This is a genomic window from Amycolatopsis sp. AA4 (assembly GCF_002796545.1).
Lineage (GTDB): Bacteria > Actinomycetota > Actinomycetes > Mycobacteriales > Pseudonocardiaceae > Amycolatopsis.
Map to the genome: position 1 here is coordinate 23,162 of NZ_CP024894.1, position 25,794 is coordinate 48,955.

Below are 25,794 nucleotides of genomic sequence, written 5' to 3' on the forward strand. Positions count from 1 at the left end.
GCTAGACAACCGAGCGGCAGTAGTACTAGCATCGATTCATCGGCTAGCAACGCTAGATCTTGGGAAGGTCATCATGCTCAGCGCACTCGCGGTCTGCACCATCGTGGTGGTCGGCGTGATGGTGGGGGTCGAGTTTTCCGTCGCCTTCGTCATCAACCCGATCCTCAGCGGGCTCTCGGACGACAGCAATCAGCAGGGCCGGGCGCACGGCGGCCGGATGCTCGGCGCCCTCATGCCGTTCTGGTATCTCGGTTCGCTCGGGTTGAGCGCGATCTGGGCGATCCTCGCGTGGGACCGGCCCGGCACCACCCTGATCGTGCTCGGCGCCGGGCTGCTGGTGGTCAGTGTGGTCATGTCGATCCTGCTGCTCGTCCCGATCAACAACCGCGGCAAGACGTGGACGCCGGAAAACCGCCCCGCGGACTGGAAGGAGCAGATGAACCGCTGGGACCGCTACCACTACGCGCGGGTCGCGGTGCTCATCGCCGCCTTCGCCCTGCTGGTCGCCGCGCTCGTCTGAATGCCCCACTCGGCCACCCCGTGGCTCAGCAGCCACAGCAGCCCCGATCTTGCCCAGTGGGCGCGTCCGGGACGCCGAATTCGGGTTTCGGCCCGGTTTGACCGGGGGTATTCGTTCAGCGTTGACCCACCGTCACCTCGGTACGGGAAGGACTGGAGTCATGGTTCGTGCGCATCGGGCCCGCGTCCGGGTGGAAGGGGTGCAGCCCGCCCAGGTGCTGGCCGTTCTGCTCGGGGTCCTGTTTCTCGCCTACGGCATCATCGGGCTCGTGAAGTCCGGGTTCGGGGATTTCACCGGACACGGTGTCACTTTGTGGCGGTTTTCCGCCAATCCGCTGAACAACGTCGTCCACGTGGTGACCGGTGTGATCGGCCTGCTGCTGGCCCTCGGTTCCGGCCGCGCGCGGACGTTCGGCTGGCTGCTCTTCATCGGCTACGGCGCGCTGTTCGTCTGGGGCCTGATGCTGGCCGGGACGATCACCGTCAACCCGGTGTCCGGCCTCGGCAACCCGCTCAACCTCGCCGACGCGGACAACTGGCTGCACCTCGGCATCGCGGTACTCGGTCTGCTGACCGCGGTTCTCCCGGCGCGGCACGGGGTGCTGCTGCCGGAGGACGAGGAACCCGTCGAGGTCGATCCGGCGGTCCCGCCGCGTCGTCCCGAGACGGGCGGGCATGGTCTGGCCCACTAACCGGTCCACAGTGGAGTGACGGGATCGCTTGCCGGGAGTTCGTTTCCCCGGCGGCGATCCCGTTTTTTAGTGCGCGGGGTCTTCCAACGCCCGGTCCACCAACCGCCTGGCCGCCCCGACGTACTGCGCCGGGTCGAGAAGATCGGCCAGCGTCGCCGCATCGACGACGCTGGTGATCTCCGGCGTGTCCGCCAGAATCTCCGCCAGCGGACGGTTTTCCTCAATCGCGCGCCGGGAAGCGGTGCCCAGCAAGTCTTTCGCGCGAGCCTTGCCGATCCTTGGCGCCAGAGCGGCCGACAGTCGTTCCGAGACGATCAACCCGTTGGTCAGCTGGAGATTCTCCTGCATGCGTTCCGCGTGGATGTCCAGTCCCCGCACCAAATCCACCGCGGTGTGCGTGGCCCCGCCGGTCAACCGGAGACATTCGCGCAACAGCTGCCATTCGGCCTGCCAGACCCCGGCCGAACGCTCGTCCTCCGCCAATCCGGACTGAGTCACTCCGGCCGCCAGCACTGGCAGTTGCAGCGCCGCCGACCGGATCAACGCCGACCGCACCGGGTTCTGCTTGTGCGGCATCGCCGACGACCCGCCCCCGGTCGCTTCGGTCACCTCACCGATTTCGGTGCGGGCCAAGACCTGAACGTCGACCGCGATTTTGCCCACCGCTGTCGTCACCCCAGCCAACGCGGAAGCCAGCTCGGCGACCGGCGCGCGATCCGCATGCCACGGCAGAACCGGCGCGGCCAACCCGGTTTCCTCGGCGAAGGCCGCGACTAGCCGTTCCGCGTAGTCGTCGGTCCCGTCGCCGTACTGGACGTACGCGGCCAGCGTCCCCGCTGCGCCACCAAGCGACACCGGCAGCCGCAGCGCAGCGATCCGGCGGGCGGCTTCCTGGACGCCCTGCCGCCAGATCGCCGCTTTCAGCCCGAAAGTCGTCGGCACCGCGTGCGCGGTGAGGGTGCGCCCGGGCATGACCGTGTCGCGGTGGGCGCGCGCCAACTCGGCGAGAGCGTCCGCGATCGCCGTCAGGTCCGCGGTGATCAGCCGCAGCGTGTCCCGCGCGACGAGCATCATCGCCGTGTCGACGATGTCCTGACTGGTCGAGCCACGGTGCACGTAATCGGCCGCGTCCGGCACCTTGGCGGACAGCGTACGCACGAGGCTGACCACCGGGTTCCCGGTCTCGCGCGCGTCGCGGGCCAGCTGGACGACGTCGAGTCCGCCCTCGCCCACCAGCCGCGCGGCCTTGGTGATGCGCTCGGCTGCCTCGGCTGGGACCGTGCCAAGCCGCGCCTGCGCCCGAGCGAGGGCAGCCTCCGCCTCAAGCATGGCGGCAGCGAAGGCGCGGTCACCGGTCACCGCTTCGGCCGGGGTTCCGGCGCGCACCGGGGAGAGCAGGCCGGAGTCAGGATCGGCGGTCATGCCGTCCAGCATCGCACGCCGGGTGCGCGGGCGAGAGCACGTCACTGACCAGCCGCGGTGTGGGTGGCGTCGCCCTGATCGGGGCGCGAGCTTCGCTGAGCCGCTCCCGAAGGCGATGTCGCTGGCTGCAGCTCCAATCAGGACTTGAGCCCGACTTGCAGCCTTGCCATCGCATCACTCCTCATCGGACGCAGCCACGACTCTCCGCCACATCACCTCCCGTTCCCGCCCACAGCTCAGGCTCCGTCGCGCCACCTCCCGCCGGATACCGCAGCCGGATGCTGCACGGCTTCGCTTCGCGTTCGGGCCCGCAGCTCTGGCTCCGTCGCGCCGCCTCTCGCCGGATACCGCAGCCGGATGCTGCACGGCTTCGCTTCGCGTTCGGGCCCGCAGCTCAGGTGCCATCGCACCGCCGCTGGCCGAATGCCGCGGTCGGATGCTGCACCGCGTCCCCTCCAGTTCGGGCACGCAGCTCCGGCCCGATCGCATCGCTTCCGGTCGGATGCCGCGGTTGGATGCTGTGCCACGTCATCTCTCGTTCGAGCGCGTAGCTCCGGCCCGATCGCGCGCTTGCGTTCGGATGCCGCGGCCGGGTGCTGCGCCGCACCGCCCGTCGTGCGCCGCGGTCGGGTGCGGCGCCGCGTCACCTCCTGTTCGAGCCCGCGCTCAGGCTCCAGCGCGCCCCCTCCCACCGAACGCCGCGGTCGGACGTTGCACCGCATCACGCCCGTTCAAGCCCGCCACTCAGGCCCATCGCCCCACTCCCGCCGGGTGCCGCAGCCAGATGCTGCACCCCATCACCGCCCACTCCAGACCGCAGCCAAAGCCCGCACGGACCGCCCCTCACCGGCCCGTGGCGCCGTCCGTCACCTCCCGTAACAAATCCGCATGGCCGTTGTGCCGGGCGTACTCCGCGATCATCGACACCAGCATCCACCGCAGCGAGAACGGCCCTCCCGTCTTCCCGGCCCCCTCCGCGTCCAGCGACGAGGCGGCCGCCACGATCTCCCGGCTCCGGTCGCATTCCGCGCGCCACAACGCCAGTGCCTCGCCGAAATCCCCGTCCAGGCGGTCGAAGTCCTGGTTCGGGTCGTCGTCCGAGTAGTGCAGGAGCGGGACGTCCTCCCCGGCGAACTGGATGCGGAACCACCATCGCTCGCAGCCCGCCAGGTGCCGGACCAGGCCGTGGAGCGACATTGCGGACGGCGGGACCGCGCGGGTGGACACGGCTTCCTGGCTGAGGCCGGCACACTTCAGCGCCAGGGTTTCGCGATGCCACTCCAGATAGGACAGGAGGGTCTCGCGTTCGCCCGCGAGGCGGGGGATCGGCGGCCGGTCGCTCTCGGCGACTTTGGACAGATGCTTCGGAATCTGGGTCATGAGACGAGCGTCTCACCCGCCACCGACAATTTCCGGCGCCGTGCCGCCGCATCGGGTGCACGGGACACCGGCCGCGCGCAGCAGTGGGCTAGACCACATGGCGGGGGCAGGTAGCTGCAGAATCCGTTCCTGTCGATGCGGAATTCAGGTGAATTCCGGTGTTGATCAGCACACTCAGGCACGGTTTCGAGACGGTGTTGTCGCTCCGTCAGAGGTATCGTGATCGGCATTCCGGGGATTAATCTTCTCGGCGGCCCTCGAACGCCCGCTCCGCTGAACAGCGGATGGTTCGCGGGGCCGAACGCACGAATGAAACGGTGAATACAGCGCCATGGTCGGAGCGAGTGTGCCGATGGTCGACTTGTCGATGTACACCCATGCCGGAGGTCAGCTCGACCGGTTGTGCCGCGCAGTGGGATTCGATCCGGAAGAACGTCGTCACCTGGAACTTCTCCGGTTGTTGCTCGGCGAGTCCGGGGAATCGACCGTCGGCGCTCCGGCGCAGTTCCCGTGCAATGTGGCGGACGACACTACGCCCGTCGAATTCTCGGTCGCATTCGACGCCAATGGCGATTGTGTGGTACGGGTGCTCGGCGAGACCGTCGGGGCCCCGGACCCGCGCGGGTTCCTCGCTCAGGTGGCCGGCGAATACGGCCTGGTCACCGACCGGCTCGACGCGGTGGCCGACCTCTTCCTCCCGCACGAGGAGCGCCGCGGGCCGTTCACGCTGTGGTACTCGCTCATCTTCCGCAACGGCTCCGCGCCGAAGATCAAGGTGTACCTGAACCCGCAGATCAGCGGTCCGACCATGGCCGATTCCCTGGTCAGCGAGGGGTTCCGGCGGCTGAACCTCGGCGAGGCGTTCGACCCGGTGGTCGAGCACGCGCTGCGCCGCGGCGAGCGCGACAACTTCACCTTCTTCGCGCTCGACCTCGACGACGACCCGCTGTCCCGGGTCAAGGTGTACGTCTCGCACGACGCCGCCGAGGCCGAGGACGCGGTGCGCGCGGCCGAGCTGGTGCCGGGCACGGATCCGATGCTGATCCGCGAGTTCCTCGCCGTGCTGGGCGGCGGAAAAGGACCCTTCGAAGGCCGTCCGCTCGTTTCCAGTTATTCCTTCGTCGAAGGCATGGGCGGCACGCCGGGAAACTACAGTCTTTACCTCCCTATTCGAAGTTACGTGCCGGACGACGAGATCGCGCGGGCTCGCGTGCACGCCATTCTCGCGCAGTACGACTTCGACCCGACACAACTGGACAAAGCGCTGGCAGCGGTTTCGCAGCGACCGCTGCGCGACGGTGTCGGACTGATCGCGCACGTCTCGCTGAGAATGGGCGAGTTCGGTTCCGGAATCACGGTCTACCTGTCCTCCGAGGCTTATGCGGTAGCCCCGCCGAGAAAGCGGCCGGTGCTCGGCCGAATGACCTGACCCGGCAGTTTTCGGCCGGCACCAACCACTGGAGGAAACACCCTGATGCGGACCTTCCCGCCGTACCGCTCCCAAGTCGTCGCCGAAATTCCGGTCACCACCCGCGCCGAACGGGAGCAGGCGCTCGCCGAGGCGGGCTACAACGCCTTCAACCTGCCCGCGAACAAGGTCAGCATCGACCTGCTCACCGACTCCGGCACCGGCGCGGTCTCCACCGCGCAGGAGGCCGCCGCGGCCGCCGCGGACCGCTCCTACGCCGGGTCGGACTCGTTCTACCGCTTCCGCGACGCGCTGCGCGAACTCACCGGCTACCCGCACCTCCTGCCGGTCCACCAGGGACGCGCGGCCGAGCGCGTGCTGTTCTCCAGCGTGTTGCAAAGCGGCCGGATCTCGGTCAGCAACACGCATTTCGACACCACCCGCGCGAACGTCGAACTGCTCGGCGCCGTGGCGATCGACCTGCCCTGTGCGGAGTTCGGCGACCTCGACAGCCTCGAACCGTTCAAGGGCAACATCGACCTCGACGCCCTGGAACGCCTCCTGTCCGGACCGGACGGTTCCCGCGTCGGCCAGGTGCTGCTCACCATCACCAACAACGGCGGCGGCGGACAGCCGGTTTCGATGGCGAACCTCGCCGCGGCGGCGAAGCTCGCGCGGGCGCACGGCGTGCCGGTTTTCCTTGACGCGGCACGGTTCGCGGAGAACGCGTGGCTGGTCATCCAGCGCGAGCCGGGGTATGCGGACAAGACGCCGCGCGAGGTCGCGCTGGAGGCGTTCGGCCTGGTAGACGGCTGTGTCGCGAGCCTGAAAAAGGACGGCATCTCGCCGATGGGCGCGTTCATCGGCCTTACCGATCCGGACCTCGCCCAGACCTGCGAAACCAACCTGATCGCCACCGAGGGCTTCCGCACCTACGGCGGTCTCGCGGCACACGACCTCGACCGCGTCGCCAAGGGTCTGCGGGAAGTCGTCGACCCGAACTACCTCGCCGCGCGCGCGGGCGAGGCGGCCCGGCTCGCCCAGCAGGCCAACGACGCCGGAGTGGACATCGTGCAGCCGCCGGGCATCCACGCGCTCTACCTGAACGCGGGCCGCCTGCTGCCGCATCTGTCCGCCTCGCGGTTCCCGGGCCATTCGCTGGCCTGCGAGCTGTACCTGGCGGGCGGGATCCGGTGCGTGGAACTGGGTTCGCTCTACCTCGGCACGCTCGACGAGCAGAACGAGCTGATCACCCCGGCGCCGTTCGAGCTGGTCCGGATGGCGCTGCCGCGGCGGGTGTACAGCCAGGGCCACTACGACTACGTGGCCGAAATCCTCGGCGACATCGCGAAAAACCCGGAGAAGGTGCCCGGCTACCGGATCGTGGAGGCGCCGAAGATCCTCCGGCACTTCAACCTCCGGATGGCCCCGGTCCACTAAGGTCCACTAAGGACAGACGCGAACGAGGGGGCTCCCCGCGCCGGGAACCCCCTCGCTAGTCCGGAAACCCGGCTCAGGCGGGCTGCGGGACCACCGTCATCGCGTGCTTCACCAGCCGGATCAGCGCGATCTTGCTCGAATCCCGCTGCCGCGCGTCGCACATCACGATCGGCACGCCGTCGGGCACCACGAGCGCCTCGCGGATCTCGTCGGCGGTGTAACGGGGCGCGTTGTCGAAGCAGTTCACCGCCACGACGAACGGGATCTTCCGCCGTTCGAAGAAATCGACCGCCGCGAAGCTGGTCTCGAGCCGGCGCGTGTCGACCAGCACGACGGTGCCGATCGCGCCGCGCGCCAGGTCGTCCCACATGAACCAGAACCGTTCCTGGCCCGGGGTGCCGAACAGGTACAGCACGTGCCGCGGCGAGATGGTGATCCGGCCGAAGTCGAGCGCGACCGTGGTGGTCTTCTTCTGCTCCACGCCGGAAAGGTCGTCGACGCCGGTGCTCGCCTCGGTGAGCACCTCCTCGGTGGACAGCGGCGGGATTTCGCTGACCGAGGCGACCATGGTGGTCTTCCCGGCGCCGAACCCGCCGGCGACGATGATCTTGACCGGGGTCGGCACCGACGCCGCGGCGTCTTCAGAGCTTGATGAGGCCATCGAGAACCGCCTGGAGAGTTTCGTGGTCCGGCGCCTGGGCCGGCTGACGGGACGGGGCGCGGGTGATGACGAGACCGCGGTCGATCAGGTCGCCGCACAGCACGCGCACGACGCCGAGCGGCAGCTTCACGTACACCGCGATCTCGGCCACCGACAAGGGTCTGCGGCACAGCTGCGTGATCGCCAGGTGCTCCGGGCCGAGCCCGACCGGGTCCGAGCCCTGCTGGAGGGTCATCACCTGGGTGGAGAGGTCGAGCTGGTGTTCGGACGGGGTCCGTCCGCTGGTGATCGTGTAGGGCCGGACCAGCGGCCCGGCGGCCTCGTCGTACCAGCCGTCGTCGCTCATGTCGCCTCCCGCAGCAGGTTCGCGGCCTCGCGCGGGGCCGACGCCAGATAGTCGCCGACGCGCTTGACCAGCCGGTTCATCTCGTACGCGATCATTTCGACGTCGATGTCCGCTCCGGCGAGCACGGCGAGGCACGCGCCCTGCCCGGCGGCCGACACGAAGAGGTACCCGCGTTCCATCTCGATCATGTTCTGCAGCACCGGCCCGCGGTTGAACTGCCTGCTGACGCCTTTGGCGAGGCTCTGCAGGCTCGACGCGATGGCCGAGAGCTGGTCCGAGTCGTCCTTGCTCATCCCGGACGACTTGCCGAGCAGCAGGCCGTCGGCGGACAGCACGATGGCGTTCTGCGCGCCGACGACGCGGTTGACGACGTCGTCGAGCAGCCAGTTGAGATCAGGGGTGGAGTTCCCGTACTCGTTCATGCGGACAGACCCTGACTTTCGGTGTGATGAGGTGTTCGGTCGTTATGAGTCATTTTGCCCGCCTCGCGCCCGGCGGGTGCCCTTGTGGAACGCCATCAGCGTCCGCGCGGTGGTCTCGCCCGCGTTGGTCACGTCGATGTCCTCGGCGGTCGGGTCGTCCTGCAGCTGGGCGACGAGGTTCTGCTGCGGCTGCCGGCGCGGGAGCCGGGGCCGGTCGTCGCCCTGGAGCCCGCTGAGATCCGGCTCGGCGGCGGGAACGCGCGGCGCGGCCGGGACGTCCGGGATCTGGCCCGCGGACGGCGGATACGGCTCCGGGGTCCGCGGATTCGGCGTCGGAAGCGCACGGGCGGGGTACGGCCGCGGCGTCGGCTGCGGAGCCTCCGGGGCCGGTCGCTGCGCGGCGCTTTCCTGCGCGGGCGCGCCGACCTGGGCGAGCGCCGGGGCCTCGTCCGCGGGTTCGGGGGCGTTCGCGTCGGCCAGGTGGTTCGACGGGATCAGCACGGTCGCCCGGGTGCCGCCGTACCGCGACGGGTCGAAGGTGACCGTGATGCCGAGCCGGGAAGCCAGCCGCGCGACCACGAACAGGCCGAGGCTGGAGTCCGCGCGCAGGGCCATCGCGTCGAATTCGGGCGCGTCGGCCATCATCGCGTTGGCCCACTCGCGCACGCCTTCCTTCATGCCCAGCCCCTGGTCGGACACGTCGACCACGACGCCGCGCGCGACCATCCGGCTGGTCACCTCGACCTGCGAACCGGGCGGGGAGAACGACGTCGCGTTGTCGACCAGCTCGGCGACGAGGTGAATGGTGTCCGCGACCGCGGTGCCGACGATCGCGACGTCCGGCACCTGCTCGACCTGCACCCGCGAGTACTGCTCGGTTTCCGAGACGGCCGCGCGCAGCACCTCCATCAGCGAAACCGGTTTGCGCCAGCGCCGGCCGGGCTGCTTGCCGCCGAGGATGATCAGGTTCTCGGTGGTCCGCCGGGCGCGCGCGGCGAGGTGGTCGAGCTGGAACAGCGATGCCAGCTGGGTCGAGTTCTCTTCGCGGCTTTCCATTTCGTCCAGGATCTGCAGCTGCCGGTGCACCAGCACCTGGTTGCGGTGGGCGATGCCGAGGAACACGTTGTGCACGCCGCTGCGCGCCTTCGCCTCGCTCGCCGCCGCGTTGACCGCGGTCAGCTGCGCGGTGTTGAACGCCTCGGCCACCTGGCCGATCTCGTCCCGGCCGTGGTCCAGCTTCGGCAGCTCGGCCTCGATGTCCACCGGATCGCCGTTCTTGAGCCTGCCGACGATGTTCGGCAGCCGGTTGCGGGCGAGGTCGAGCGAGTCGTTGCGCAGCCGCTCCAGGCGCGTCATCAGGGTCCGGTCGACGAGCGAACGCGACACCCGCACCGCGACGATGATCGCGGCCAGCGAGGCGAGCAGGGCCACGATGCTGCCGATGATCGCGTTGCGCAGCTGCGCGTTCCCGGAGTCGATCGCGGCGGCGGAGACCTGGTCGGCCTGTTCGATGGTGAGCTGGTTCAGACCTTGCGCGACCTGCGCGGTCAGCGCGTGCCAATCGCCCGACGAAACCGGGACGCCGCTCTGGTCGCCGCTGGTCCACGGGCCGTGCTTGATCAGCGCGTCCTCGGCCGCGTTGAGCCGTTTCCACGCGTCGCTGGTCGAAAGCTGCTGGTAGTGCTGGCGCACCGCCGGTTCGAGGAACGGCGAGATCTGCGCCAGCTGCGTGCGGTAGTAGCCGACCAGCTGGGAGAACTGGACGAAGTCGTCCGGCGCGAAGGCTCCGCCGGAGAACGCGGCCGACACCAGCGACGTCTCGCGCGACATCAGGTCGCCCGCCCGGAACAGCGAGGTCGCCGAGATCGCGCCCTGCACGGCGGTCGCGTCGGGGACGATGCGCGCCTGGGTGTCGAACAGCGTCGCCGCGGAGTCGAGGACGCCGTTGTAGTAGGCGTTGACCTGTGCGCGGTTGATGCTGCGGAAATTGACCTGCGAACGCAGCACCGGCAGCTGGTCTAGCTGCGCCTTCAGCGCGGTGACCTTGCCGGCGATCTCGTCCGGGGCGCTGGAAATGGTGGCCGCGAAGGCTTCCTGCAGCCCCTTCAGCTTGCCGTCGCTGTCCTGTTCCTGCTGCTGCAGCTGCTGCGGGCCGGAACTGGGGCTGTCGAGGTACTGCAGGGCGAGCTGGCGCTCCTGCTGCAGCGACGACAACGCGGTGAGGGCGGGGATCGAAACGTCCCGCACCGAGCCCGCGACAAGCCGCACGTACAAGCCGTTGATGAAGAAGGCCGTCGCCAGCACCGCCCACAGCACGAGCAGAGTGATGCTCGGGATCAGGACCGTCCGGGTCAGCCTCTTCCGGATCGACTTGTCGTACGCCTTGCCGGGATCGTCCTTGGTCTCCACGATGATTCACGAACTCCTGGGTCACCCTCGGCGAGAGTGCGGACACGGCCGGGGAAGCGGACACGCCAGTGGGTGCGAGTGGTCCTCGTCACGGAAATCTCGGATACACCCTTCGTAGGCCCACCGAACGGAACAGCCCCGGTTTCTATCACGATTGGGGGCCTCGTGGTTCCGCTGAACGAGCAGCCGAACGCCGTCTTGACGGCGGTCACCGACGGTAGCGGCGAGTTCCCCCGGCGTTTTCCGAGGCCCCGGCCCTGGCTGCGAATTTCGGACCAGCGGGCTGGGCTGAATGAGTGATTCAAAAAGTGTCCGGACACTCAGGCGCGGTTCCGCGTGGTGGAACTGTCGGCTCATTGACTTGTCGACACGTGTCGTCGCGGGTCGCCGGTGCGTCCACAGTGGACTACTGGCTCACTCGCGGGGTCGGGCCGAGGAACGGGAGCAGTTCGATGCCGTCCTGGAGCGCGGCGAGGGTGCGCAGGACGCCCGCCCCGCCGGTGGCCACGTCGGCGGACAGCCGCAGCAGGCGGGCGCCCGGGAAGGCGAGGCCGCCGCGGAACGGGACCGCGTACCAGGAAAGCCGCGTCAGGTGCCGGTCGATCGCGTCCTGCGTGCGCCGGTCCGGCGTGCTGCTGAACGCCAGCCCGGCGGCGAGTCCGCAGCGGCCGTTCAGCAGTCCGGGATGGAGCGCGAACTCTCCGCGGCACGCGACGCGCAGCGCGGGCAGGCTGCGCGCGGCCTTCGCGTCGAAGCGGTACCGCGCCAGCTGTTCGGTGACGATCAGGATTCCGGCGCTGCCGATTCCCGCCCCGCGCCGCGAACCCCGGTTGCCGTCGCGGACCGGCAGCGAGCCGTCCAGCGCGGGGACGCATTCCTCCAGATCGCGTTCGAGTGCCTGGTCGGCGAACGACAGCCACGCCGGCTCGCCGGTGCGTTCGTAGAGGCGCAGGAACAGCAGCGCCGGGCCGGACCAGCCGTACAGCAGCCCGGCCTGCGCCTCCGCGCCCGGCGGTTCCGCGGTGTCCAGCGCTTCGGCGAGCCGGATGCCGATGTTCAGCGCCTGCCTGCCGAATTCGTTGTCGCCTCGCGTCGCGGCGAAGTGCAGCCGGGTCAGGCCGATGCCGGCCAGCCCGCTCGCGAGGTCGTGGCCGACCGTCTGGTCCACCAGCGCGCGCGAGGCGGCGAGGAGAGCGCCCGCGGCCTTCCGGTAGCCGAATTCCTCCAGCACGTAAGCGATTCCGTGGCTGCCGTCGTAGAAACCCGCGCGACTGGGCTGTTTCCCGTCGACCGCGTCGAGGAGCCACTGCTCGTGCTCGGGAAACCGGCCGACGCCCGCGACGTGCAGCGAGTGCAGCACGCCCGCCGCGCCGGTGCCGAAGGTCGCGCCGCCGACGCGGAACTGCTCGATGTCGCCGGGGAACAGGCGATCGCGGCGTTCCGGGGTCGCGCACGCGAGCAGGGCTTCGGCGATCTGCTTGCGCACCAGGGTCCAATCGGGACGGGGTTCGTCGAGTTCGGTATGGGCGGGCTCGGTCCGCGGCGCGATGCTGTCGGCGTACCCGGCGGGCAGGGAGAACCGGCGTTCGGTCAGCTCGGCGGCCCAGCGGAGGCGTTCCGGCACCAGGTGGTACAGCGGGGCCAGCGGAAGGAAGAGGCGCAGCCGCAGGGCCGTCTCGTCGCGGTCGAAGCCGATCAGCGAGACCGTGCCCGAGCTGTCGACCAGGATGTTGTGCGGGTTTTCCAGGACGACGCCGCGTTCGGCGGCTTCGGCGACGATCCGGTCGACCTGTGCCAGCACGGACGACGCCTGTTTGCGGTAGACGGCGAGGTCGGTTTCGGGGCAGTCGCGGCGGGTGAGCGGGTAGTGGCGGGTGAGCCAGGCGTCCAGCGGGAGGCCGGGCCGGTACTCCCGCACCAGGTAGTGGCGCTTGCCGGCGAGGTAGGCGTGGGTCTTCGGGACGCCGGGGATTCCGGCGAGCCGCTTGAAGAGATCGTGCTTGTGCTCCAGCCGCGCGACCGCGTCGACGCCGCCCGCGTCCAGTCCGGTGTAGGGCCAGGCTTCCTCGACGAGCACGCGTTCGCCGCCGCGTTCGGCCAGGTAGACAGCGGTGCCGTGGGCCTGGCGGAGCACCTCGACGACCGGATGCGGCGGCTCCGGCGCGTCGGTGTACTCCGCGACGCAGTCGGGAATCCGGACCCAGTCCGGGACGGAGAAGCCCGGGCCCCGCGGCGCCGGTTCGAGCGCGCTGCTCGGCCTGCGCAGCGCGGGCACGCGGGTGCCGTCGTGCTCGGTCCACAATGGCGTGAATCCGGTGTAATGCACGTGAACCGGACATTCTCCGCAGCGGAGCGCGCCGTCGATATCCGGTCCGTGCTCGCCGGCGAGGAGTTCGGAAAGATCGTCGAGGATCTGTTCGAGCGCGTTATTGTCGGGCGGATAAATAGTGGCCAGTGCACCGGTTCCGCCGGTCGTCGGATATTCGGCATTGCGGTCGAGGAAAATCGACCGGGAACGCAGGTGCCGGTGGGGCAGCTGGTGGGTCCGGCAGTACTCGCGCACGCGGTCCAGTATCCGGTCGACGTTGCCCGGGGCGGCGGAAATCTCCACTGCCCAGCCCTGTTCCGGCAATACGGCCCCGGCAGGGCGGAGGTGGTGCCAGTGTTCCGACTCCGCTACTGTCCACTGTGGACTGTCTGGCGGGACGACGAGGTCGTCGGCGGATATTTCCCGTCGGCGGTCGAAGAACCACGGATCGGCGAGGCAGAATGCCTCGTGCCGGACGTTCATAAAAGTGGATCCTTCCGCGTGTGCGCTTCTCCGGTGCTCCGGCGACGGAAACTATTCCCGCACAGCTTCGCCGTCGCGCCAATCCGCCATTTCAGCGTTCGGCGGACCCCGGCGGGGCGCGGGTAAAACCGGCAGTGGCGAACCGAGGGTGATTCCCCGTCGCCCGGTCGAGCGGGATTTCCGTGGCATTCGGGAATTGACGGAATGCCAGCGACCCGATCCGGTGAACGTGGTCCCGGCCACGCCGTCGGCCCCTCGCCCGTCCGGGTCGGCGGGCGAGGCGGGTACGTTGAGGCCGGCGGGCAGAAGGAGGAACGGGTGATCGTCGGGTTCGCGATAGCGGTCGCTGGATGCGCCGCGCTCGTCGCGCTGTGGAGTTTCGTCCAGGCGGCGCGCAAGAAACTCCCGGACACCCCGCTGCTCGTCGCGCTCGCGGTGATCGAGGTGCTGCTGGTCGTCCAGCTCGTGATCGGGATCGTGCTGCTCGCGAGCGGACACCACCCGGGCAGCCTCGCCACCTACCTCGCCTACCTGATCGGCTGCCTCGTCGTGCTGCCGGTCGGCGCGGCGTGGGCGCTGGCCGAGCAGAGCCGGTCGAGCACGGTCGTGCTCGGCATCGCCTGCCTGGCCATTCCGGTGATGGTGCTGCGACTGAACGAGGTGTGGAGTGGAGCAAGCGCGTAAGACGGCCACCGGTCCCGGCCGGATCCTGGTCGCGGTGTACGCCATCTTCGCGCTCGCCGCGACGTCGCGGGCGGGCGTCCAGATCGGCACGAAATTCCACGAGGCGCCGCTGGCGTACGTGCTTTCGGCCTTCGCCGCGGTCGTCTACCTCCTCGCCACGATCGCACTCGCCCGCGGCGGCCGGACGTGGTGGCGGATCGCGCTGGCCGCGTGCACGGTCGAACTGCTGGGCGTGCTGACCGTCGGGACCCTGAGCATTTTCGACCGGCAGGCGTTCCCGGACGCCACGGTGTGGTCGGTCTACGGGCAGGGGTACCTGTTCATCCCGCTGGTGCTCCCGGTGGTCGGCCTGTACTGGCTGCGCCGGACGCGGGCCGGCGGCTAACAGTACGCGGAACTGTCCGTAGCGGCGGCGGTCGCGGAAGAACAGGTGGTCCCCGGCTACTTTCGCCGGTTCTGGTTCCTGGGCGCGGCCTTGATGATCGAGGCCCCGTCCCCACCGGAACCGCGGCGACGAAGCCGCAGAAACGAGAGACCATGCGTTTGCGCACCTGTTTGCTCGTGCTCGCTACCGCGCTCGGCCTCGCCGGATTCGCCGGTCAGGCCGCCGCTGCCAGCGGGCCGTCCTCGACCCCGGCGATCATCGGCGGCGGTTACGCCTCGAACGCCCCGTGGGCCGCGCGGCTGTTCGTGAACGGGCAGCAGAACTGCACGGCCACGATCATCGCGCCGCAGTACATCCTCACCGCGAAGCACTGCGTCGCCTCCAGCGGGACGTACACCTTCCGCATCGGCAGCCTCGACCAGAGCAGCGGCGGCACGATGGCCACCGGTGCCGCCATCACCCGCTACCCGGGTGCCGCTGACCTGGCCATCGTCCGGCTGTCCACGTCGGTGAACGCGACGTACTCGCCGCTCGGCACGTCGACCGACGTCCGCGCGGGCCAGACCGTGCAGGTGTACGGCTGGGGCGCGACGAGCCGGTGCGGTTCGGAGATCAACTGCCAGTCGCGGTACCTGAAGGTGGCGAACGTGCGGGTCACGACGCCGTCGTGCAGCGACTACGAGGGCGGCGTCGCGGTCTGCGCGACGTACGGCGACGGCATCACGGCAGGCGGCGACTCGGGCGGCCCGATGTTCGCGTCCGGACGGCAGGTCGGCGTCGCGTCGACGAGTGACCGGCAGAGCAGCACCGCGTACACCAACATCACGCGGTACCGGAGCTGGATCTCGCAGGTCGCCGGCGTCTGATTTTCCCGACGTCTGATTTTGTCGGTGGTCCGGCCTAGTGTTGGGAGTGCGCACCGCTTCCGTTGCGCGGAGGAGGAGAACCATGCCCGACAAGCTGATCCCGGGGCCGGACCACCCGATCACCGTTGAGCCCAACCCCGCGCGGGTGGTGGTCAAAGCAGGCGAGAAGACCATCGCCGACACCACCCGCGCGCAGGTGCTGCGCGAGGCCAGCTACCCGCCGGTGCAGTACATCCCGCTGGAGGACGTCGACCTGGCGATGCTGTCGCCGACTGACCACCGGACGCACTGCCCGTACAAGGGCGACGCTTCGTACTACAGCCTGGCCGCGGTGCCGGACGGCGAGAACGCGGTGTGGGTGTATGAGGCTCCGTACGATGCGGTCGCCGCGATCAAGGGGCATGTCGCGTTTTATCCGGACCGGGTGGAGATCGAGGAGGTCGGCTGAGGGGTTCGTGGCGCTCGGCTGCTGGCTGCGGCCCAGATCAGCGCGGCGTGCGGATCATCTGGGCCGCCGAATGCGTCCGGGCAATCGCCGCTCTTGCTGCTCCGGTGGCCTCGTCGCGTTTGGCGCCGGCGGAACGGGTGTCGGGTCGGTTCTTCGCTTGGCGCGCGCGGCTGACCCGAGTGCGGCGCTGCTCCAGGCCGCCCACTGAGGCGCGTTCGTTGCTGCTCCGGATCGGCGCTGTTCCGGGCTCGCCGTTGCCGCGGATTGGTCGTTTTCCGGGGCAGTTGCTCCGGGGTCGCCGTTGCTTCCAGTCCGGCGTCGATCGCGGTCGCGTACTCGCCAGCGCTCCTGGGGCGGGTTCAGCGATCGTCCTCGAGCCAGGACGCCTCCCCGGCCTGTTGCAGCGCGTTCCACAGCAGGTTGAGCGGATGGCTGTCCGGGTACGAGGAGCGTTCGCCGCGCCGGGCGAACACGCCGACGAGCAGTTCGAGTTTCGGCTCGATGTCGTCGACGAGCCCGATTGTGCGCAATCCGGAGGCCGCGTGCAGCCGGTTTTCGCCCGCGGCTTCGCCGAGTCCTTGGGTGACGAGCATGCACCCGCGGATCAGGCCCGAGCGGAGGAGTTCGAATCCGTATTGCGCGGAGTCGATCTCGGCGACGATGTCGAGCCGGTTGCGGTAGTCGGAGCCGAACCAGCCGCGCATAAAGTCGTTGATCACGCCGCCGCTGGGCACGACGAGCGGAAGCGTCGGCAATTGGCTGGTGGCGACGGACTCCCCGGGTTTCGGAGTGTCCATATTGGTCACGATGCCGAGCCCGCTGCGCCGCCATTCGAGGACGTCGACGGAGTCGAGCGCGCTGGTCGTGACGACACTGCCGCACACCAGGTCCACGTCCTTGGCCAGCAGACGGTCGATCAGGTCTTTGGTGCGCACGTGCACCACGTTCAGCTCGATGTCGCGGGCGCGGAACTGCTCGGCCACGAGATCGCCGGCGTGGGCGAGGCTGCCGAGGGTGTAGCGAGTCGCGCCGACGGTCAGCGTTCCCCCGAGTTCACGACGGCATTCGTGAATGGTGTCGAGCCATTCGGCAAGGGTGCGGCGAGCCTGCTGTGCGACTGCGCGCCCGGTGTCGGTAAAAAGCACGTCGCGGCCGCGGCCCTGGCGGTGCAATAATGGTTCTCCGCACAATTCGGAGAAATTGCGGTTGAGAGTGTCGAGCTGTTTTTGCACACTGGACTGGTCGCGGCCGAGCGTGCGGGCCGCGGCGAGGGCGGTTCCGGTTTCCGCGACCGTGATCAGCGTGCGCAACTGGTCGAATGTCGTGTCGAGCAGGGCAGGCGACGAGCGCAGGAGCCTGCTGAGCACGTTGAACGACGGCGACCGGAACGGGCTGGGTGCGGACATCAGGGCAGGACTCGCCTTCTCATTCTCTTCGCGGACGCCGGAGAGCTTAACCCGGCCTTCCTGATCTCGCGGCCAGTTAAAAAAATCTACAGATTTTATCGGTGAACCAGTGGACGGCGCAAGCGGTCGGCGGGAAACTGCGTGACGCTTGATTCGATTGCTGATCCAAGGAGTTCGACAGAAGTGAGTTCGTACAGTTCCGCCGGCGCGCGCCGCTCGCGCACCCTGACGGTCGGCGGAGGGCTGGGTTTGCTCGGCGCGCTCAGCGGACTGCTGTGGGGTGCGATGGTGCTGGTGCAGGGCGAAGGTTTGCTTCGCCCCGCCGTGCAGGAATACCTGCAGACCGAGGCCCGGGACCTCGCTTCGAGCGGCCTGCTCACGGCCGACGATTTGACCAAAATCGCCATGGCGTCGTTCACCGCCCGCGCGGCGATCTGGCTGGTCATCGGCTTGGTGACGCTGGTGTCGGCCGCGATGGTGCTAGCCGCGCACAACTGGGCCCGAGTGGTGCTGACGGTCTTCGCGGTCTTCGGCATCGGCCTCGGACTGCGTGATCTCATCGACGTGAACCCGGCCCTGCTGAACGCCTTCGACACGATCGCGGTGCTGAGCCTGCTGGCAGTGCTCGTGGTGCAGTGGCTGCCCGGCGCCAACCGCGCGGTTCGGGCACGGAAGAACGCGGTGCTGTCCCGGAAGGCCGCCGCGTTCGCGGTCTGAGCGGTGCTTACGGGCGGCACGTCTGAGGGGTCGTGCCGCCTGGCAAGCCGAACTGCCGAGGCGGTGCCGGAGGGTCGACTGCGTTGGGGCAGTCGGGGGCGTCGCTGGAGGGGGAATTGTTCGAGGGGGCGAGCTGTCCGGCAGCGTTTCGGGGGAAGCGGTGCGTCAGGTGAGGCTGCGCGGGGAACGGCGTGGGAGAGGCGTCGTTCGAGGGGGCAGCCGTCGGCGGCAGCGCTTCAGGGGAAGCGACGCCGGGAGGGGAGTCCCGGGTGAGGGGGAGTTCCGCCTCGCCGCTTGACGGGCGGCGAGGCGGGACCGGGTCAAAAAGCAGCTGAGCACGGTTCAGGCCGACAAGTATCCGGCAGCACAGCTCTAGGACAACGCCCGCTTCCACACTTCCGCGGCGCACTGGCACAACTCGCCCGGCTCCACCGCGGCCGGGTCGAGCAGGCGTTGCAACGCGATGCCCCGGAGTTGCCCGACGATGGCCACGGCGATCTGTTCCGGGACGACCTCGGCGCGGATGGTGCCCTCGGCGATGCCCGCGGAGATTTCGTCGCGCAGGTCGTCTCGGAAGGCTTGGTCGCGTACGCGGAAGATCGGGGCCAGTTCTGGCGCGGTCATGGATTCCGCCCACAGCACCAGGAAAGCCCGGCTCAGCACGTCCGGTTCGCTGAGCTGGGCGAGGTAACCGTCGATCAGCCGCAGCAGGCGGTCCAGGCCGGGTGGCAGGTCGGCCAGACCGGGGACGAAACCGGGCTGTGCGGTGCGGGCCAGGTGTTCCAGCAGTGCTTGTTTGCCGCCGAAATGGTGGGTCACCAGGCCGCGGCTGTACCCGGCGCGTTCGCCGACCCGGGCCAGCGTCACGGCGCGCACGCCTTCCTCGACGACCAGTTCGGCGGCGGCTTTCAGCAGGGCGGCCGACGCCTGGTCGCGGCGTTCCTGCTGCGTGCGGCGCGGCGTGGGCATGGGGAGAAACCCTACAAACATACTTGCCAGCTGACAAGCAAGTATGCGTAGAGTGGCCACGACGACAGGGAGGAAGTCCGATGACCGCAGTGTTCGTCCACGGCAATCCGGAAACCGCCGCGGTGTGGGAGCGTCTGCTTGCCGAGCTGGGCGACCGGTCGGCGGTGTGCCTGTCTCCGCCCGGGTTCGGCGCGCCGTTGCCGGACGGGTTCGGCGCGACGGCTGTCGAGTACCGCGACTGGCTGATCGCCGAGCTGGAGAAGTTCCCCGAGCCGGTCGACCTGGTCGGGCACGACTGGGGCGGCGCGCACGTGCTCAACGCCGTCATGGCGCGTCCGGAGCTGGTGCGCAGCTGGGCCAGCGACACCGCGGGCGCGTTCGAGCCGGATTACGTCTGGCACGACCTCGCGCAGGCGTGGCAGAAACCGGGCGTCGGCGAGGAGACCGTCGCGGCGATGTTCGGGGTGCCGGTGGAAGCCCGGACCACGCGCCTGGTCCGCGGCGGGATGCACGAATCGGCGGCCGCCAAGGTCGCCGAGGGGATGAACGACGACATGGCCCGCGCGGTGCTCCCGCTCTACCGGTCCGCGGCGCAGCCGGCGATCGCGGAATCCGGCCGGGACCTCGAACGCGCGGCGGAGCGTCCGGGGCTCGTCATCCTGGCGACCGAGGACCACTTCGTCGGGACGGACGAGCAACGCCGCCGTTCGGCCGCGCGCGCCGGGGCGAAGCTGGCGGTGCTGGAGGGGCTCGGGCACTGGTGGATGACGCAGGACCCGGTCCAGGGCGCGCGGGTCCTCACGGAATTCTGGGAAGCGTCCGAATAGGACAGTTCAGGCACGCGCGACGAGGTGGAACACCCGGCTGAGCCGCCGGTACGGATCTCGTCGCGCGGCCTCCAGTTCGACCGCCGCGATCTCGTCGATCCGGCTTTCGTCGCCGTCGAGGTCCATCCAGTCGGCGAACAGCCAAACCCCGTACCAGGCAAGCGGTTCGGCACCCTGTCCGACCAGCAGCTGCGACAGTCCAGCGACCGTGTCGGCCCGGGTGTTCACGCCGAGGACGCCCGGCTCGGTCTGCGCGTCGAACGCCGCCAGTGCGTCGCTCCATCGTCCTTCCAGCGCGGGGAGAACCGCCAGCGTCTCGGCGTTGAGCGCCATCACCGAGACGATCCCGCCGGGTGCCGCGCAGGCGCACAGCGCGTCGATCATTGGCACGGGATCGTCTATGTACATCAGCACGCCGTGACACAGCACCGCGTCGAATTTCTGGCCCGCGACCGCCGCGACGGCGTCCTCGCCGCGGCTGCGCACGAGCCGGACGCGTTCCCGGACCTCGGCCGATTCCGCGGCGAGACGCTGCTCCGCCATCGACAGCATCGCGTCGGACGAATCCAGCAGGACGACGTCGTAACCCAGGCGCGCCAACGGAAACGACTGGTGCCCGGCCCCGCCGCCGACGTCGAGCACGGTCGCCGGCGGTGGCGGCAGATGCGCCAGCAGCTGCTGATGCAGGACGTACGTGCGGACTCGGCCCTTGACGGTCGCGTACGCGCCTTCCACGAACGGACTCGCCAGCGCGGCCCAGGCGTCGGGTTCCATGCCGTTCATAGTGCGCCCGGATCGAGAGTGACGCGCGTCACATAAGCTCCATGTCCAGAACCCGCCCGCGCCTCCGACCACTTCGCGAAAGACCCCGAAACCGCGAGGAGCAAGACGATGAAGTTCCTGATCAGCCTGCACATCAACCAGTCCGTCCTCGACGCGCTGACCGACGAGGAGAAGGAAGCTCTCGGCAACGGCGTCAGCGCGTTCATGGAGTCGACGAAGAAGTCCGGCGAGCTGATCGCCGCCCAGGCGCTCGCCGATCCGTCGCAGGCCGCGGTCGTGTCGGTCCGCGGCGGGCAGCCGGTGGTGACCGACGGGCCGTTTCTCGAGGCCAAGGAGTTCCTCGGCGGCTACTACCTGATCGACGTCGAGAGCAAGGAGCGCGCGATCGAGCTGGCCGCGCAGGTCCCGGACGCCGCGATCGAGGGGCTCGGCGTCGAGGTGCGCCAGGTGATGTTCTCGGAAGGGCAATTGGACGCGTGAAGCCTCCCTCCGTCGAGGACCTGCTGCGCGAGCTCGTGCCGCAGGTTCTCGGCGTGTTGGTGCGCCGGTACGGCCAGTTCGAGGGCTGCGAGGACGCGGTGCAGGAAGCCGTCCTCGCCGCTTCCCAGCAGTGGCCGGTCGAGGGCGTGCCGAACAATCCGCGCGCCTGGCTGTCGACGGTCGCGTCCCGGCGTTATGTCGACCAGCTCCGCAGCGATCAGGCGCGCCGCGAGCGGGAGCTGGCGAACGCCACCGAGACCGCGCCCGAGGTGCCGGACACCGACGACACGCTGCTTCTGCTGTTCCTCTGCTGTCATCCCGCGTTGACCCCGGCGTCGCAGACCGCGTTGACCCTCCGCGCGGTCGGCGGCCTGACCACGGCCGAGATCGCCCGCGCGTTTCTGGTGCCGGAGGGCACGATGGCGGCGCGCATCAGCCGTGCCAAACAGCGGATCAAGGCGGCGGGCAGTTCGTTTCCGGGTGCCGAAAGCCCGGAGCGGCTGAATGTAGTGCTGCAGGTGCTGTACCTGATTTTCAACGAGGGCTACACCGCGTCGTCCGGCAGCGATCTGCACCGCGCCGACCTGGCGTACGAGGCGATTCGCCTGGCCAGGATGGTGCACGAGCGACTGCCGGACGACAGCGAGGTGACCGGTCTGCTCGCGTTGATGCTGTTAACTCACGCTCGTCGCGCGGCCCGCACCACGCCGTCCGGCGACCTTGTCCCGCTGGCCGAACAGGACCGCACGACGTGGGATCGCGCGATGCTCGACGAGGGCACTGAGCTGGCGAAAGCGTCGCTGGGCGGTGCGCAGCTCGGTCCGTACCAGCTGCAGGCGGCCATCGCCGCGACGCACGCCGACGCGGCGACCGCGGACGAGACCAACTGGCGGCAGGTGCACGCGCTTTACCTGATCCTGGAACGGATCGCGCCGAATCCGATGGTGACGTTGAACCGCGCGATCGCGCTCGCGGAAACCGAGGGGCCGCGCGCCGGGCTCGCTCTGTTGTCCACATTGGACAGCGAGGAGCGGATGGCGCGGCACCACCGGTTGCTGTCGGTGCGGGCGCATTTGCTGGAGAAATCCGGGGATCTGCCCGGTGCGTACGAGAATTACCGGCTGGCCGCGAAGGCGACGGCGAGTATCGCTGAGCAGCGTTTCCTGACCGCCCGGGCCAGTCGGGTGAAGCCGAGCCGGTAACGCGCGGAAGCTCAGGATTCGGCGAGCTGGTCCGTCGCCTGCTGGTAGGCGTCGGCGGCCCGGGCGAAGTAGTCGAACAGGACCGCCACCTCTTCCGGCCGGTAGCCGCGCAGGATCTCGCCGATGCTGGCGCGCGCGGGGGCGAGCGCCTTGTCCAACCCTTCGGGCTGGTGCAACGGCTGGACGACGACCTTGCGCCGGTCGCCGGGGTCCGGTGCGCGGCGGACGTAGCCGCCCTCTTCGAGGCGGTCGACCAGACGCGTGGTCGGGCCGGTGGTCAGGCCGGCCATCCGGCCCAGCTCGCTGGGGGTCATCGCGCCGTGCAGTTCCAGGATGTTCAGCGCGTACAGGTCGGTCGCGCCCAGTCCGACGGCTCGTGCACTGGCCTGGGAGTGCAGCAGCACCGCGCTCAAGTAGCGCCGGTAGACCGCCGACGGATCCTCGGCTGTTGACATCCCGCCTCCCGTCTCATAATCTCTTCCTCAACGAAGAGAAATCTTCAGAGCAGTTACTTCTCTGAAGAAGATACCATGGGGAGACATCATGAACACGCTGGACACGGACGTCGCTGCCATCACCGCCGTGCTGGATCGGCTGGTCGCCGCGTGGGACAGCGCGGACGGTGCCGCGTACGCCGCGGAGTTCACGCCCGACGCCACCTACATCACCTATGTCGGCACCCTCTACCAGGGTGCGGAGGAGATCGGCCGGGCGCACCAAGCGCTCTTCGGCAGCTTCCTCAAGGGCACCCGGTTGCTTCACGAGGTGCAGAGCATTCGCCGCGTCGGGCCCGACTCGGCGCTCGTCATCACCCGGGGCGCGACCGGCAAGGGCGCGAAATCCGCTGAGCTGGACAAGGTCCAGACCTACAGCCTGGTCCGCACCGAGGCCGGGTGGAAGGTCGCGGCCTTCCAGAACACGAAGCGCAAACCGTTGCTGGAAGCGGTGTCCTTCAAGTTCCAGCCGGCGAGCAAACCGGCCGCCGCCTGACCGCGCGGAGGAGTGCCATGTCTTCGCTCGCTGTCGTCGCCGCGACCGGGCGCACCGGCCGGCTGCTCGTCGAACGCGGTCTGGCCGCCGGGCACGAGGTGACCGCCATCGCCCGCGAGCCGGGGAACCTCGACCTCGACCATCCCCGGCTCACCCGCCGCGCCGCCGACGCGCTGGATCCGGAATCGCTGCGCGGGGCGCTCGCCGGACACGAGGCGGTCGTTTCCGCGCTCGGCTCGACCGGTCGCGGCCCCACCACCGTCTATTCCGCCGGGACCGCGGCAATCGTCTCGGCGTTGCCGCCCGGCGCACGGCTGGTCGTGCTCTCCTCCGCCGGTCTCGCGACACCGCCGGACGCCGGGCCGGGTGCCCGGGCGGTCAGCCGGATCCTGCGCTGGGTGCTGCGGCATCCGTACGCGGACATGGCGCGGATGGAAAAGGTGCTGGCCAGCTCCGGGCTCGCGTGGACCGCGGTGCGGCCAAGCGGATTGACCGACCGGCCGGGAACTGGCCGTCCTCGCGTTTCCCTCGATGCCGCCGAACGTCTCGGCCCGCGTACAGCCCGGGCCGATTTGGCCGCCTACGTGGTGGACCACCTGGACGATCCGCGGATTTTCGGGCGGGTGGTCGCGGTCTCGTCGTAGCGGGTAGCTTCGCGGAGGTGTCCCGCACGGTGCCCGACGAGGTCATGCGCGTCTCCATTGTGGACCGGCTGTTCGCCCGCGCCGGCGACGAACGGCCGTTGTTCACCCACCAAGATCACCATCGCGGCGTCGAGCACACGTTGACGTGGGCGGAATTCGCCGCCGAAGTCCGGATCGTGGCGGGGGAATTGCGCCGGATCGCGGAACCGGGCGAGCGCGTCGCGATCCTCGCCGGGCAGGAACTCGCTTATCCGCTGGCGTTTTTCGGCGCGCTCGCCGCCGGGATGGTCGCCGTTCCGTTGATGCTGCCCGGCAATCGCGCGCAGGCCGACCGGCTTTCCGGAGTCCTCGCCGATTCCGGCGCGCGGGTGTGGGCGACGTCGTCCGCCGTCGCGGCGAAGGTGCGCGAGTTCAGCGATTCGGCCGACCTCGTAGTGGTGGACGAGCTGTCCGGGCCGGGCGCCGATCCGGTCCGCGCCGATCCGGAAAGCCCGGCCTACCTGCAGTACACGTCGGGGTCGACGCGCGAACCGGCGGGCGCGGTGATCCCGCACCGGGCGATCGTCGCGGCCTGCTGGCAAGCCAGCCGCGCCTACGGTTCGGACGAGCAGACGACGTGTGCCGGCTGGATTCCGTTCTTCCATGACATGGGCCTGATCCAGTTGCTGTGCCTGCCGGTTTACGTCGGCGGCCGGTCGGTGTTCATGTCCCCGGCGGAGTTCGTGCACCGGCCGCAGCGGTGGCTGCGCCAGCTTTCGGACTATCCGGCCGTCTTCACCGCGGCCCCGAATTTCGCCTACGACCTGGCCGCCGACGTCGGCGCGGAGGACGACCTCGACCTCTCGGACGTCCGCGTCGCGCTCAACGGAGCCGAGCCGGTTCGGCCGCGCACGGTCGAGCGGTTCCACGAAGTATTCGGCCCGTACGGGTTCCGTCCGGAGGCACATCGGCCGTCGTACGGGCTGGCGGAGGCCACGGTGTACGTCGCGAGCGCGGGCGAAGAAGGACCGCGCGGCGCGGTGCTCGACCGGGAAGCGTTGGCCCAGGGCCGCGCCGTCGAAACGCCGGACGGCCAGCCGGTCATGTCGGTGGGACGGCCGGTCGGGCAGCTCGTCCGGATTGTCCACAACGGACACGAGCAGCCCGAGGGCGAGGTCGGCGAGATCTGGGTGCACGGCCCGAACGTCGCGTCCGGCTATTGGGGCCGCGGCGACGCGGAAGCGTTCGGCGGGGTCCTCGACGGGCTCGACGGCTGGTTGCGCACCGGCGACCTGGGCGTCTTCCACCGCGGCGACCTCTACGTCACCGGCAGGCTCAAAGACCTGATCGTCGTCGATGGCCGCAACTTCCACCCGCAGGACCTCGAAGCGGCGGCGGGCGAGGCGCATCCGGCGATCCGCCGCGACCGGGTCGCCGCGTTCGGCGTCGCCGACGAACAGGGCGAGGGCGCGATGGTGGTCGCGGAATGGGCCCGCGACGCCGAAGCCGAGGTCAAGGACGTGACCCGGGCGGTGCTGCGAGCGGTGTCACGAGAGCACGATCTCACCCTCCGCGCGGTACGCCTGGTCCCTTCTGGCGGACTTCCGCGCACTTCCAGCGGGAAGGTCGCCCGGTCCGCCGCCAAGGCGCGTTACGGTGGCGTCCGTGGGTGATCACTGCGCCGAGGTCACGAAGGTCGTCAGCGACACCTTCCGGCTCGACCCGGCCCTCGTCGTGCCCGACGCTCCGCTCGAGGAGCTCGGCATCGACTCGAAGGGCCGGATCCGGCTTCTCGCGGCGCTGGAGATCTACTACGACGTGTCGATCGATCTGGACGAGCTCGATCGGTTCACCGACGTGGAATCCGTGGCGGACGTGCTCGCGGAGGCCCTGGCAGCTAGCCGAGCTGAGGAGAAGCACTGAA

General features: G+C 69.5%; 27 protein-coding genes. 16 read left to right on the forward strand and 11 right to left on the reverse strand.

Going from position 1 to position 25,794, the window contains the following annotated elements:
- Nucleotides 1-73: 73 nt before the first annotated feature.
- The gene (locus CU254_RS00110) at nucleotides 74-520 is read left to right on the forward strand and encodes a DUF1772 domain-containing protein (RefSeq protein WP_009071581.1); all 447 of its coding nucleotides are present in this window, start codon (nucleotides 74-76) and stop codon (nucleotides 518-520) included.
- A 160-nt stretch (nucleotides 521-680) separates the two neighbouring features.
- Nucleotides 681-1,211 carry a DUF4383 domain-containing protein gene (locus tag CU254_RS00115; RefSeq protein ID WP_009071583.1) on the forward strand — a complete coding sequence of 177 codons (531 nt, stop codon included), beginning with the start codon at nucleotides 681-683 and terminating at the stop codon, nucleotides 1,209-1,211.
- 66 nt (nucleotides 1,212-1,277) lie between these two features.
- On the opposite strand, the gene pcaB is transcribed toward CU254_RS00115, so the two are convergent.
- On the reverse strand, nucleotides 1,278-2,633 hold the full coding sequence (pcaB, locus tag CU254_RS00120) for a 3-carboxy-cis,cis-muconate cycloisomerase (RefSeq protein WP_037716327.1): 1,356 nt from the start codon (nucleotides 2,631-2,633) through the stop codon (nucleotides 1,278-1,280).
- 843 nt (nucleotides 2,634-3,476) lie between these two features.
- Nucleotides 3,477-4,013 carry a DinB family protein gene (locus CU254_RS00125; protein ID WP_037712068.1) on the reverse strand — a complete coding sequence of 179 codons (537 nt, stop codon included), beginning with the start codon at nucleotides 4,011-4,013 and terminating at the stop codon, nucleotides 3,477-3,479.
- 331 nt (nucleotides 4,014-4,344) lie between these two features.
- Between CU254_RS00125 and CU254_RS00130 the strand changes: the two genes are divergently transcribed.
- Together CU254_RS00130 and CU254_RS00135 are read left to right on the forward strand one after the other, a co-directional pair.
- Complete coding sequence (locus tag CU254_RS00130) at nucleotides 4,345-5,442, forward strand: tryptophan dimethylallyltransferase family protein (RefSeq protein WP_199785733.1); 1,098 nt, start codon at nucleotides 4,345-4,347, stop codon at nucleotides 5,440-5,442.
- 45 nt (nucleotides 5,443-5,487) lie between these two features.
- Nucleotides 5,488-6,861 carry a tryptophanase gene (locus CU254_RS00135; protein ID WP_037712070.1) on the forward strand — a complete coding sequence of 458 codons (1,374 nt, stop codon included), beginning with the start codon at nucleotides 5,488-5,490 and terminating at the stop codon, nucleotides 6,859-6,861.
- Between the two features lie 73 nt (nucleotides 6,862-6,934).
- Here the strand turns inward: CU254_RS00135 and CU254_RS00140 are convergent, their stop codons facing one another.
- From CU254_RS00140 to CU254_RS00160, 5 genes are all read right to left on the reverse strand, one after another.
- Complete coding sequence (locus CU254_RS00140; protein WP_009071593.1) at nucleotides 6,935-7,522, reverse strand: ATP/GTP-binding protein; 588 nt, start codon at nucleotides 7,520-7,522, stop codon at nucleotides 6,935-6,937.
- On the reverse strand, nucleotides 7,503-7,868 hold the full coding sequence (locus CU254_RS00145) for a DUF742 domain-containing protein (protein ID WP_009071595.1): 366 nt from the start codon (nucleotides 7,866-7,868) through the stop codon (nucleotides 7,503-7,505). Before CU254_RS00145 ends, CU254_RS00140 begins: the two co-directional genes overlap by 20 nt.
- A complete protein-coding gene (locus CU254_RS00150; protein ID WP_009071597.1) occupies nucleotides 7,865-8,290 on the reverse strand; it encodes a roadblock/LC7 domain-containing protein in 426 nt (141 codons plus the stop codon). The genes CU254_RS00145 and CU254_RS00150 overlap by 4 nt, the downstream gene beginning before the upstream one ends.
- 42 nt (nucleotides 8,291-8,332) lie before the next feature.
- Entirely contained in the window at nucleotides 8,333-10,699 is a 2,367-nt protein-coding gene (locus tag CU254_RS00155) for a nitrate- and nitrite sensing domain-containing protein (protein ID WP_009071599.1), read from the reverse strand.
- 406 nt (nucleotides 10,700-11,105) lie between these two features.
- On the reverse strand, nucleotides 11,106-13,490 hold the full coding sequence (locus CU254_RS00160; RefSeq protein WP_009071601.1) for a protein kinase/lanthionine synthetase C family protein: 2,385 nt from the start codon (nucleotides 13,488-13,490) through the stop codon (nucleotides 11,106-11,108).
- Between the two features lie 318 nt (nucleotides 13,491-13,808).
- Between CU254_RS00160 and CU254_RS00165 the strand changes: the two genes are divergently transcribed.
- The 4 genes from CU254_RS00165 (at nucleotide 13,809) to CU254_RS00180 (ending at nucleotide 15,873) form a co-directional block, all read left to right on the forward strand.
- Complete coding sequence (locus CU254_RS00165) at nucleotides 13,809-14,174, forward strand: hypothetical protein (RefSeq protein WP_037712077.1); 366 nt, start codon at nucleotides 13,809-13,811, stop codon at nucleotides 14,172-14,174.
- A 22-nt stretch (nucleotides 14,175-14,196) separates the two neighbouring features.
- A complete protein-coding gene (locus CU254_RS00170; protein WP_037716331.1) occupies nucleotides 14,197-14,559 on the forward strand; it encodes a hypothetical protein in 363 nt (120 codons plus the stop codon).
- Nucleotides 14,560-14,711: 152 nt separating this feature from the next.
- Nucleotides 14,712-15,425, forward strand: a complete 714-nt coding sequence (locus CU254_RS00175) for a trypsin-like serine protease (RefSeq protein WP_009071607.1) — start codon at nucleotides 14,712-14,714, stop codon at nucleotides 15,423-15,425.
- Between the two features lie 82 nt (nucleotides 15,426-15,507).
- On the forward strand, nucleotides 15,508-15,873 hold the full coding sequence (locus CU254_RS00180; protein WP_009071609.1) for a DUF427 domain-containing protein: 366 nt from the start codon (nucleotides 15,508-15,510) through the stop codon (nucleotides 15,871-15,873).
- Nucleotides 15,874-16,232: 359 nt separating this feature from the next.
- Here the strand turns inward: CU254_RS00180 and CU254_RS00185 are convergent, their stop codons facing one another.
- Nucleotides 16,233-17,279 (reverse strand): LysR family transcriptional regulator, encoded by a 1,047-nt coding sequence (locus tag CU254_RS00185; protein ID WP_009071611.1) that lies wholly within the window; start codon nucleotides 17,277-17,279, stop codon nucleotides 16,233-16,235.
- 183 nt (nucleotides 17,280-17,462) lie between these two features.
- Between CU254_RS00185 and CU254_RS00190 the strand changes: the two genes are divergently transcribed.
- A complete protein-coding gene (locus tag CU254_RS00190; protein WP_100266672.1) occupies nucleotides 17,463-17,996 on the forward strand; it encodes a hypothetical protein in 534 nt (177 codons plus the stop codon).
- A 372-nt stretch (nucleotides 17,997-18,368) separates the two neighbouring features.
- Here CU254_RS00190 and CU254_RS00195 read toward each other — a convergent pair whose 3' ends face one another.
- Nucleotides 18,369-18,965 (reverse strand): TetR/AcrR family transcriptional regulator, encoded by a 597-nt coding sequence (locus CU254_RS00195; protein ID WP_009071615.1) that lies wholly within the window; start codon nucleotides 18,963-18,965, stop codon nucleotides 18,369-18,371.
- Nucleotides 18,966-19,045: 80 nt separating this feature from the next.
- On the opposite strand from CU254_RS00195, the gene CU254_RS00200 reads away from it, so the two are divergent.
- A complete protein-coding gene (locus CU254_RS00200) occupies nucleotides 19,046-19,792 on the forward strand; it encodes an alpha/beta fold hydrolase (protein ID WP_009071617.1) in 747 nt (248 codons plus the stop codon).
- A gap of 6 nt (nucleotides 19,793-19,798) precedes the next feature.
- Here CU254_RS00200 and CU254_RS00205 read toward each other — a convergent pair whose 3' ends face one another.
- The gene (locus CU254_RS00205; RefSeq protein WP_037716333.1) at nucleotides 19,799-20,566 is read right to left on the reverse strand and encodes a methyltransferase; all 768 of its coding nucleotides are present in this window, start codon (nucleotides 20,564-20,566) and stop codon (nucleotides 19,799-19,801) included.
- A 117-nt stretch (nucleotides 20,567-20,683) separates the two neighbouring features.
- Between CU254_RS00205 and CU254_RS00210 the strand changes: the two genes are divergently transcribed.
- Nucleotides 20,684-21,055 (forward strand): YciI family protein, encoded by a 372-nt coding sequence (locus CU254_RS00210; RefSeq protein ID WP_009071621.1) that lies wholly within the window; start codon nucleotides 20,684-20,686, stop codon nucleotides 21,053-21,055.
- On the forward strand, nucleotides 21,052-22,257 hold the full coding sequence (locus CU254_RS00215; protein WP_009071623.1) for an RNA polymerase sigma factor: 1,206 nt from the start codon (nucleotides 21,052-21,054) through the stop codon (nucleotides 22,255-22,257). The genes CU254_RS00210 and CU254_RS00215 overlap by 4 nt, the downstream gene beginning before the upstream one ends.
- An 11-nt stretch (nucleotides 22,258-22,268) precedes the next feature.
- On the opposite strand, the gene CU254_RS00220 is transcribed toward CU254_RS00215, so the two are convergent.
- Nucleotides 22,269-22,712: a MarR family winged helix-turn-helix transcriptional regulator gene (locus CU254_RS00220; protein ID WP_009071624.1), complete on the reverse strand. Its 444-nt coding sequence runs from the start codon at nucleotides 22,710-22,712 to the stop codon at nucleotides 22,269-22,271.
- Nucleotides 22,713-22,800: 88 nt separating this feature from the next.
- Between CU254_RS00220 and CU254_RS00225 the strand changes: the two genes are divergently transcribed.
- The 4 genes from CU254_RS00225 to CU254_RS00240 are packed head-to-tail and all read left to right on the forward strand — an operon-like array spanning nucleotide 22,801 to nucleotide 25,793.
- Nucleotides 22,801-23,247, forward strand: coding sequence for an SgcJ/EcaC family oxidoreductase (locus CU254_RS00225; protein WP_009071627.1), 447 nt, complete (start codon nucleotides 22,801-22,803; stop codon nucleotides 23,245-23,247).
- Nucleotides 23,248-23,264: 17 nt separating this feature from the next.
- Nucleotides 23,265-23,891 carry an NAD(P)-dependent oxidoreductase gene (locus CU254_RS00230; protein WP_009071629.1) on the forward strand — a complete coding sequence of 209 codons (627 nt, stop codon included), beginning with the start codon at nucleotides 23,265-23,267 and terminating at the stop codon, nucleotides 23,889-23,891.
- 44 nt (nucleotides 23,892-23,935) lie between these two features.
- Nucleotides 23,936-25,543 (forward strand): fatty acyl-AMP ligase, encoded by a 1,608-nt coding sequence (locus CU254_RS00235; RefSeq protein WP_100267007.1) that lies wholly within the window; start codon nucleotides 23,936-23,938, stop codon nucleotides 25,541-25,543.
- Nucleotides 25,536-25,793, forward strand: a complete 258-nt coding sequence (locus CU254_RS00240) for an acyl carrier protein (RefSeq protein ID WP_043837971.1) — start codon at nucleotides 25,536-25,538, stop codon at nucleotides 25,791-25,793. The genes CU254_RS00235 and CU254_RS00240 overlap by 8 nt, the downstream gene beginning before the upstream one ends.
- Nucleotide 25,794: the final 1 nt, after the last annotated feature.